Below are 8,644 nucleotides of genomic sequence, written 5' to 3'. Positions count from 1 at the left end.
GTCGTCTCCAATTCCTCATTGGTGGACTGCAATTCCTCATTGGTCGTCTCGAGCTCCTCCACCGTGGACTGGAGTTCCTCATTGGTGGTCTCGAGTTCCTCGTTGGTGGATTGCAGTTCCTCGTAGGCCGATTCGCGTTGCTGGTTGGCGTGATTCAGCTCGGTGAGCAGGCGGCGGGTGGCGGTCACGTCGTGGAAGACGAGCGACACCCCGAGCAGTGAGTCCTCGGTGACCAGCGGGCTGACATGGACCTCGAGGGTCAGCATTTCGCCGGGGCCGCGCTGCCATTCGACGTCCTTGATCCGGATCGCCCGGCGTTCGGCGCGCACCTGATCGATGTAGCCGCGCAGCTCGACCGGCCGGTAGGACAGCTCCAGATCACGCAGCGGACGGCTGACATCGCGATCGGACAGACCGAAAAGATGCTTCGCCTGCTGATTGGCCAGCGTCACCACATCCTCGCCGTTGAGCACCACCTGCGGCACCGGCCCGGTCGAGAAGGCCAGCGTGCGTAGGCTGTCCACGTGATCGAGCTCGCGGCGATCCGGCATGAGCGCGCGGCCGAACACCGAGCCGACATCCACCCGCGAGGTGCGCACCTTGCGGAAGACCCGGCGCTTGAGGTCCACCGGATCGAAGATCCGGCTGTGCGAGAGCAGCATCTCGGCCTTGCCGAGGAACAGCATGCCGCGCGGCGCGAGGGCGAAATGGAACTTGTCCAGGATCTTGGTCTGGGTTTCGGCGTTGAAGTACATCAGCGTGTTGCGGCAGGCCAGCAGGTCGATCCGGGAGATGGGCGCGTCCTGCACCAGATCGTTGCGGCCGAAGATGACCGAGCGGCGCAGATCCTTGCGGAAGGAGTACCGGCCCGCGACCGGCTCGAAGTACCGCTGGATCAAGTCCTGTCCCAGCGGCTGCACTTCCTTCTCGGTGTAGGTGGCGTGCCGGGCGCTGCTCAACGCCTCCTCGTCCACGTCGGTGGCGTAGATCTTCACCCGCTGCCGGAACTCGTCGATGCCGACGACCTCGGCCAGCACGATGGCCAGCCCGTAGGCTTCCTCGCCGGAGGCGCATCCCGCGCACCACACCCGGATCGGTTCCTCCGGGCCGCGCTCGGCCAGCAGCGTCGGCACCACATGGGTCTGCAGGTAGTCCCAGGCGTCGGGGTCGCGGAAGAAGCCGGTGACATTGATCAGGATGGTGTTGAACAACGCCACGAATTCGTCCGAATTGGCCTGCAGCACATCCAGATACTCGACGTAGTCGGCCGCGTCCAGCTGGGCCAGCCGCCGATCGACGCGGCGCATCAGGCTGCTGCGCTTGTAGCCGGTGAAGTCGAAGCCGCGGGCCTCCTTGAGATACTGGAGGATCTCTTCGAAACCACTCACGGCGCTGGGCGCACTGTCCTGGTCCACACTCACAACCTACTGGTTCGCCTCCCCGTTTCCCGGCCCGACCAGCAGGTTGCGCAGAACTTCCACCGCCGAGGCCTGTTCGTCCGCCTGGGTGGCGAAGCGGGCGGCCAAGCTCGTATCACCGAAACGCTCGGCGTCCGAACGCATCCGGTGGGCCAGCCGCTGTTTGTCCTGCAAGGCGCGCAGCGCCGTCCACAACGCCTTCTCCACATCGACCCCCTGCATGCTGAGCAGGGCCTCCTGGGTCCAGGCGTGCCCGACATGGCAGCGATAGCGGCGTCCGCCTTCGAGCGCGAACAGTGAACCGTTGCAGTCCGGACAGGTCAGTCCGGCGGGTTCGGCCATGGCCGCCACCCCGTTTCGATCGATCGGCGCGCCCGCGTCGATATCCGCCTCCAGCCGGTCCAGACCCGAGAGCCGCGGCGCGGTGACGAATTCGCGACCCTGCAGTTTGGCGGCCACCGCCCTGCCGATCTCACCGGCCGGCAGCACCAGGTCCACCGTGACATTCCGTAATGCGCTGCGCGGCATATCCGCGTACAGCGCCTCCTCGGGATCCTGCACCACCGCGAGTCCGCCGCGGCGTTTGATCAGGGCGAGTCCCGCGGTCCCGTCGTCGAGCGCGCCCGAGAGTACGATTCCCGTCGCGTGCGGGCCCCAGGCGACCGCCGCGGACCGGAACATGGCGTCCACGCCCGGGCGGTGACCGTTCTCGCTCGGGCCGCGCGACAACATCATCCGGCCATCGCGAACCAGCAGGTGAGCATCGGGTACCGCGGTGTAGACATGACCCGCCAACGCTGTGGTGCCATTGCCGGCGGCGGTCACCGGCAGGGGTCCCGCCCGGCCCAGGATGGCGGGCAGGGCGCTCGCTCCGCGCGGTGGCATATGCAGGACCACGAGCACCGCCGCCGGGAGATCGGCGGGCAGCCCGGCCACGAATTCTCGCAGCGCCTCGACTCCGCCGGCCGACGCGCCGACCACGATCAGATCCGAAGGTTCCACGGCGAGTCTCCTAACCCGGGCGCACCCGCACCCCTCCATGCTCCCGCCCTACCCACGCAGCGCGCCACCACACCTGTGGATGTCGCGAACGGTGCGATATGACGGCGACTAGCGAGGGGCCGGGCGGGTATCGCGCAAATATGGCGAACGAAACGTTCGCATCCGGAGTGCAGGCACGAGGAAGGACGATGCGTCATGCCAGATCCGAAGAATCCCGGTCAGTTCGGCAACCGTCCCGACACCGAGGAGCAGGCGCGCAAGGGCGGCAAGGCCAGCAGCGGCAGTTTCGGCGAGCCCAACTCCGCCGACCCGCACGAGGCCGGTCGCAAGGGCGCCGCGGCGCAGCCGACCGAAGCCAAGGCCGAGGGCGGTCGAAACAGCCACCGCGAGCACTGAGTATCGGCACCGGAGAAGGCCACAGCGGCTTCTTCGTCGGTCGTCAATCGAGCCGCCGCGACAACTGCGGAAACGGCGTCGGCAAGGGTTCGGGGGAGGGGCCGCCGGGTGTCGGCGGCGGTGGAAAGGGTTGCGGGGGTTCGGGAATGGGAGGCAGCGGGGAAGGACTCGGCACCGGCTCGAGGGGCGGATGCGCGGGGTCGGGCGCCGGCGGATCCACGGGTGGATGCGGTAGCACACCCGCACCGACCACTACCGGAGGCGATTCGGCTGAGTACATCGGTTTCTCCTCGCAGAGTGGGATGGGCGCCTCGGCGATACCACCGCGCGGCGGTCGTAAACGCCGTACGGTGCTCGGTTCTCGATCGGATTGCGCGCAGTCGCGGCGGGTATACGGCGGCTGTCGAGTATCGGGCGCACACGAACGGGAGAGACTATGTCGCGACAAGTCGGTGACTATGTGGTGGAGCGGCTTCGTGATTGGGGGGTGGAGCAGGTCTTCGGGTATCCGGGGGACGGCATCAACGGATTGATCGCCGCCTTCGGCCGCGCGGACGGACCGGCCTTCATCCAGGTCCGGCACGAGGAGATGGCGGCCTTCGCGGCCACCGGATACGCCAAATTCGGTGGCGGCGTGGGAGTGTGCGTCGCGACGTCCGGGCCGGGTGCGATCCATCTGCTCAATGGGCTCTACGACGCCAAACTCGATCACGTACCGGTGGTGGCGATCGTCGGCCAGACCGCGCGCAGTGCGATGGGCGGCAGCTACCAGCAGGAAGTGGATTTGCAGAGTCTGTACAAGGATGTCGCCTCCGACTATCTGGTCGAGGTGAACGTCTCCAGCCAGCTGCCCAACGCGCTGGATCGAGCCTTCCGCACCGCCGTTGCACGGCGTGCCCCGACCGCGGTGATCATCCCGTCCGATCTCCAGGAAGAACCGTACGAAGCGCCGACCCACGATTTCAAGCAGGTGCCCTCCAGCGCTCCGGCGTCGGTGCCCGCGCCCGAGGTCCACGCGTCACGAGAGCAGATCGAGCGCGCGGCGGAGATAGTGAACAAGGGTTCGCGCGTGGCGATCCTCATCGGTCAGGGCGCACGCGGCGCGGCGGCCGATATCGCGCGCCTCGCGGACCTGTCCGGTGCGGGTGTGGCCAAGGCACTGCTCGGCAAGGATGTGCTGTCGGACGAATTGCCTTATGTCACCGGCTCTATCGGCTTGCTCGGCACCCGGCCCAGCTACGAACTCATGCGCGATTGCGACACACTGCTGATCATCGGATCCAATTTCCCCTACGCCCAGTTCATGCCGAAATTCGGTCAGGCGCGCGCCATTCAGATCGACATCGACGGCGCGATGATCGGAATGCGCTATCCCACCGAGGTGAATCTGGTAGGCGACGCCAAAGCGACGCTCGCGGAACTGATTCCGCTGGTGCACGCGAAACCGGATCGGTCGTGGCCGCTCGAGATCGAGCAGAACGTCATCCGATGGTGGCAGACGATCGAACGGCAGTCCATGCTCGAGGCCAAGCCGGTCAACCCGATGCGGGTCGTCTGGGAGCTGTCCCGGCAGATCCCGGACAACGCCATCGTGACAGCGGATTCCGGATCATCCACCAACTGGTACGCGCGGTGCCTGCGCATGCGCGGCGAAATCCGCGGTTCCCTGTCGGGGACACTCGCGACCATGGGTCCCGGCGTGCCCTACGCCATCGGCGCGAAATTCGCCCATCCCGACCGTCCCGCCATCGCACTCGTGGGCGACGGCGCGATGCAGATGAACGGCATGGCCGAACTGCTGACGATCGCCCGCTACCAGGACCGCTGGAGCGATCCGCGCCTGATCGTCTGCGTCTTCCACAACAACGACCTCAACCAGGTCACCTGGGAACTGCGCGCCATGGGCGGCGCGCCGAAATTCGAGGAATCCCAGACGCTTCCGGACATCTCCTACGCCGAGGTCGCGCGCGCCGCCGGCCTGGCCGCCATCCCCGTGGACTCCGCCGAGGACGTGGGCCCGGCCTGGGAGGCCGCGCTCGAGGCCGATCGCGCGGTCCTGCTCGACATCCGCACCGATCCGGAGGTGCCGCCGATCCCGCCGCACGCCACCTGGGAACAGCTCAAGGACACCGCCGAAGCGACGGTGCGCCGCCACCACCACGCTCCCGATCCGATGCCGCCGGAACAGGACCCGATGCGCGGCCACCGGCGCGACCAGGCATACCGTCGCACTGATCGACGCGGCGACGGTCACCAGGTACAGCGTCCGCATCGCGGAAGACAGCTCGGCGAAGCGATTCTGGAACGGCAGTGTCAGCAGGAAGCCGGTCAGGAACTGCACGCCGGTCTGCACCACCCGCAGCTCCTGCATCAGGCTGCCCCAATTGCGGTCCAGCCGTTCGGCTTCCGTCTCATGCCTGCCGTCTGACACGCCGGTCCCGGACAATGTCAATGACCTTGTCGCACAGCGGGTCCCGCCTTGTCACGAGACCGCCGTCGCCTCCACTCACCGACGATCACCGCGGCGCTCGCGAGGAACAGCACCACGCAGGCGACCGCGGCCACCGCCGCCCAGCCGCCCAGCCCGTAGCCGCCGGCGACCAGCGCCAAGGCCAGCGCGACGACACCCAGGCCGGCCAGCACGACCCCGATCACGTTGACGCCGTCCTCGATTCCCTCACCCGCGTGCCGTCGCCGCAACCGCCGCCGGCGGTTGACCGCATTCGGATCGGCCGTCATGGGGTACTCCCTTCGTCACGGACTGGAAACATCTCTTGTGCTTTGGTTTTCGCGCCCTGCGCGATCAGGTGCCAGCCGCCGGGGTCGCCGCGCAGGGCTACGCCATCGCCGGTCTCGCGCTGCTGGGCGTCGCCTTGACCGGGGTGGCGGTCCTGATCTTCGACACGGTGGCGGGTCCGGTCCCGGCGGGCGTCGCGGGCGCGTTCTTCGGATTGTTCTTCGCCGCGGTGTGGGTCCTGCATCCGTGGCGGCAACGCCGGCCCTGACGCGTTTTGTTTGCCGGGGTGTGGGAACGCCGCAGGTATGCCCAGCAATAGCGCCGACATTCGGCGCTCGAAAGGATGCACCGTCGGAACCATTTACCATTCGGGCAGATCGCACTGGCCGGAAATGGCGCGACTGCACCTCGAATCGGATGGCTGCCATGGCGAATTGCTGCTGGTGCTGCCGGAGCCGGACGATATCGAGATCGCCGCTGTGGAATCCGGCAAAGCTCAATTCGCGTGGGTGGACAGCGAGCATGTGGCGTTGCTGGCTTTTCGCTTCGCCGACGGCTTCGACTGGTCGGATGCCCCCTACGCGCCGAATCCCGATGCCGCCGTCGACGGCGAGGTGGCCTGTGCCGCCGATGGTCGTCTGATATTGCGGGTCATTCTCGTCGACGGCGACACCGGAGTGATCCGGGCCGTGCGGCACATGAGCTGGCCCGCGCCGTTCACGCATTTCGTGCGCCTCACGGCCGCGCGATTGTGCCGGGCCGGATACAGCGAAACGGCCGCGGGTGCGGAACAGGATTCGCTGTACGCGCATTACCGCACGACCGCCGATATGGTCCGACGCCGTGCGGACGCGGCCTGCATCGGTCTGCCCGCCATCGAGTAATCCATTTCCGGCGGGGTATCGCCAATATGTAAGCCCCACTGGCGACGTCAACGGCGACGACCCCTCAACGGCGAGAGGATGCCACGAGGGGGTTGCTGGAACCGACGAAAGGGAGTTTGTCATGCTGATGCGTCGGGTCGCGCGCCCACTGTTGGCCGCGCCGTTCGTAGTGGACGGGATCACCGCCTGTACGGACCCGGGTCCGCGCCTGAAGGCCGCCGATGCGCTGGTGCAGCAGGGGCGGCGCAGGCTGCCGGACTCGGCCGCGAGCAAGTTGACCGTCGACCCCGAGACCGTGGTGCGGGTCAACGGTGCCGCCCAGGTTCTGGCCGGGGCCTTGCTGGCCTTCGGAAAGGCGCCACGCGCGGCCGCGTTCGTGCTCGCGGTGACCGTCATCCCCACGGCCGTCACCGAACAGGACTTCTGGGCGGAGCCGGATCCGGATCGCAAGGCGGCCAAGCGAATCGCCTTCCTGAAGGACGCGGGCCTGTTGGGCGGCCTGCTCATCGCCAGCGGGGACACCGAGGGCCGGCCATCGCTGGGGTGGCGCGGTCGCCGGGCCGCGAAGCGCGCCGCGGCCACCGTCTCGGCCGCGCTGCCGATCGCCACCCAGTCGGCTTCGAGCGAGGTGCTGCGCGAGCGGGCACACGACGCGATGGAGCAGGTGCGAGCGCTGTCGTCGACGGCGGCCGCCAAGGGAGCCGAACTCGCCGAGACCGCACAGGTCCGGGGCGGTGAACTCGCCGAGACCGCGAGGGGTCACGCCGCCGACTTCGCGGAGACTGCCAAGGACCACGCCGCCGAGCTGTCCGGGACCGCGAAGGAGCTCTCCGGGACGGCGAAGGAGCATGCGGCCGAGATCACCGGCACGGCAAAGGAACACGCCGGGGATATCGCCGAGTCGGTGAAACGCAACGGCGGCGAGTGGGCCGGGTTGATCCGCCGTCGGGTGGCGGACAAGTTCGAGGATCGATAGCCGAACACCATGCCTACCGGCTCGATCCGGTCCTGCGGCGGCGAGTGTCAAGGAAGCTCTCGCCGCCGTGGTGTGCGCGGACGAGCCGTTTGACGGCCCGTTCGACGTCGAAGGGCACGATGGTCGCCGCGGCGTTCGGGACACCGCTGATCGCGGCGGCCAGGTGGTCGGCGGTGTGGTCGTGCAGGAGCCGTCCGAGCGGACCGTAGGCACGACGCGGCAGCACGATGGTGACATCGGTGTCGGGTTCGGTGGCCGCTTCGGCCGTCAGCTGCACCGCGGCATGTCGCAATCGACGGTCGGGGCACGGCAGCAATTCGAGTTCGACAGCACCGTGTTCGACGGTCTCCCACCGCGTGGCCAGCCGTGCGGAATGGTCGTCGTCGAGGACGAAGTGCACGGCGCGCAGCCGGTCCGGCGTCATATCGCGGGCATAGCGCAAACCGCGCAGGGTCGCCACGTCGAGGTCGCCGACCAACAGCAGCACCGTGTGCCGTTCATGGCCGGGATTCGTGTCGAAGGACGGTGCGAGGACCGCGAGTGCGGCCTCCTCCTCGCGGTATCGGCGATTGAGCCGGATCAGCGCCACCACCAGCAACGGGAACAGCACGACCACCAGCCACGCGCCCTCGGTGAACTTCACGATCGCGAAGATGGCGACGACCAGCAGCGACATCGCACCGGCCGTCGTGTTCACGACGAGCTTGCGCCGCCAGCCGGATTCACGCTGTGTGCGATGATATTTCGCCATCCCGAAGCCCGCCATGGTGAAGCCGGTGAACACCCCGATGGCGTAGAACGGCACCAGGGCATTGACTTTCGCTCCGGTGAGCAGCAGCAGAGCCACGGAGGTCACCGCGAGCACGATGATGCCGTTGGAGAAGACCAGTCGATGGCCGCGCTTGGTCAGGCGGCGAGGCAGAAACGAGTCGCCCGCAACGAAACTCGCCAGATACGGGAACCCGTTGAAGCTGGTGTTCGCCCCGGTGTAGAGGATCAGCGCGGAGGCCGCCTGCACGACGACGAACAGCACCGTGCCCACCGCGCCGTGCCCGAACACCGCACGCGCCTCCTGCGAGATCACCGAGGGATATCCGCTCACCCGCGGCGCGGCCCGGGTGAGGTGGGCCAGCCAGGACACCCCGGCGACGAGGAAGCCGAGCACGGCGGCCATGGTGACCAGGACGATGCGGGCATTGGTTCGGGCGGGTGCGCGAAAGGAGCTGATGCC

General features: G+C 67.8%; 8 protein-coding genes and 2 pseudogenes. 5 read left to right on the top strand and 5 right to left on the bottom strand.

What is annotated here, in order from left to right; all coding sequences use genetic code 11:
• Both ACWELQ_RS29525 and ACWELQ_RS29520 read right to left on the bottom strand, forming a co-directional pair.
• Positions 1-1,415, bottom strand: a 1,415-nt coding sequence (locus ACWELQ_RS29525; protein ID WP_452400305.1) for a CheR family methyltransferase, incomplete at its 3' end; no start/stop codon positions are given.
• A 9-nt stretch (positions 1,416-1,424) separates the two neighbouring features.
• On the bottom strand, positions 1,425-2,420 hold the full coding sequence (locus ACWELQ_RS29520) for a chemotaxis protein CheB (RefSeq protein WP_452400304.1): 996 nt from the start codon (positions 2,418-2,420) through the stop codon (positions 1,425-1,427).
• A gap of 195 nt (positions 2,421-2,615) precedes the next feature.
• On the opposite strand from ACWELQ_RS29520, the gene ACWELQ_RS29515 reads away from it, so the two are divergent.
• Both ACWELQ_RS29515 and ACWELQ_RS29510 read left to right on the top strand, forming a co-directional pair.
• Positions 2,616-2,816 carry a hypothetical protein gene (locus ACWELQ_RS29515; RefSeq protein ID WP_452400303.1) on the top strand — a complete coding sequence of 67 codons (201 nt, stop codon included), beginning with the start codon at positions 2,616-2,618 and terminating at the stop codon, positions 2,814-2,816.
• Positions 2,817-3,252: 436 nt separating this feature from the next.
• A pseudogene (locus tag ACWELQ_RS29510) lies at positions 3,253-4,965 on the top strand (thiamine pyrophosphate-requiring protein); the annotation flags it as partial.
• Here the strand turns inward: ACWELQ_RS29510 and ACWELQ_RS29505 are convergent.
• Together ACWELQ_RS29505 and ACWELQ_RS29500 are read right to left on the bottom strand one after the other, a co-directional pair.
• Positions 4,957-5,268: pseudogene (locus ACWELQ_RS29505) on the bottom strand (DUF6328 family protein); the annotation flags it as partial. The pseudogenes ACWELQ_RS29510 and ACWELQ_RS29505 sit on opposite strands and share 9 nt — an antisense overlap.
• Positions 5,265-5,555 (bottom strand): hypothetical protein, encoded by a 291-nt coding sequence (locus tag ACWELQ_RS29500; RefSeq protein WP_452400302.1) that lies wholly within the window; start codon positions 5,553-5,555, stop codon positions 5,265-5,267. The pseudogene ACWELQ_RS29505 and the gene ACWELQ_RS29500, both read right to left, overlap by 4 nt.
• 35 nt (positions 5,556-5,590) lie before the next feature.
• Between ACWELQ_RS29500 and ACWELQ_RS29495 the strand changes: the two genes are divergently transcribed.
• From ACWELQ_RS29495 to ACWELQ_RS29485, 3 genes are all read left to right on the top strand, one after another.
• Entirely contained in the window at positions 5,591-5,821 is a 231-nt protein-coding gene (locus tag ACWELQ_RS29495; RefSeq protein ID WP_452400301.1) for a DUF6328 family protein, read from the top strand.
• A gap of 124 nt (positions 5,822-5,945) precedes the next feature.
• Positions 5,946-6,437, top strand: a complete 492-nt coding sequence (locus ACWELQ_RS29490; protein WP_452400300.1) for a hypothetical protein — start codon at positions 5,946-5,948, stop codon at positions 6,435-6,437.
• Between the two features lie 121 nt (positions 6,438-6,558).
• Positions 6,559-7,413 carry a DoxX family protein gene (locus ACWELQ_RS29485; RefSeq protein WP_452400299.1) on the top strand — a complete coding sequence of 285 codons (855 nt, stop codon included), beginning with the start codon at positions 6,559-6,561 and terminating at the stop codon, positions 7,411-7,413.
• 13 nt (positions 7,414-7,426) lie between these two features.
• Here ACWELQ_RS29485 and ACWELQ_RS29480 read toward each other — a convergent pair.
• Positions 7,427-8,644 (bottom strand): amino acid permease (locus ACWELQ_RS29480; RefSeq protein ID WP_452400298.1); only part of this gene is annotated, 1,218 nt, incomplete at its 5' end.

It is taken from the genome of Nocardia sp. NPDC004722 (assembly GCF_053601505.1).
Note: the sequence above shows the minus strand (reverse complement) of the source record. Positions and strands in the feature narration are given on the sequence as shown.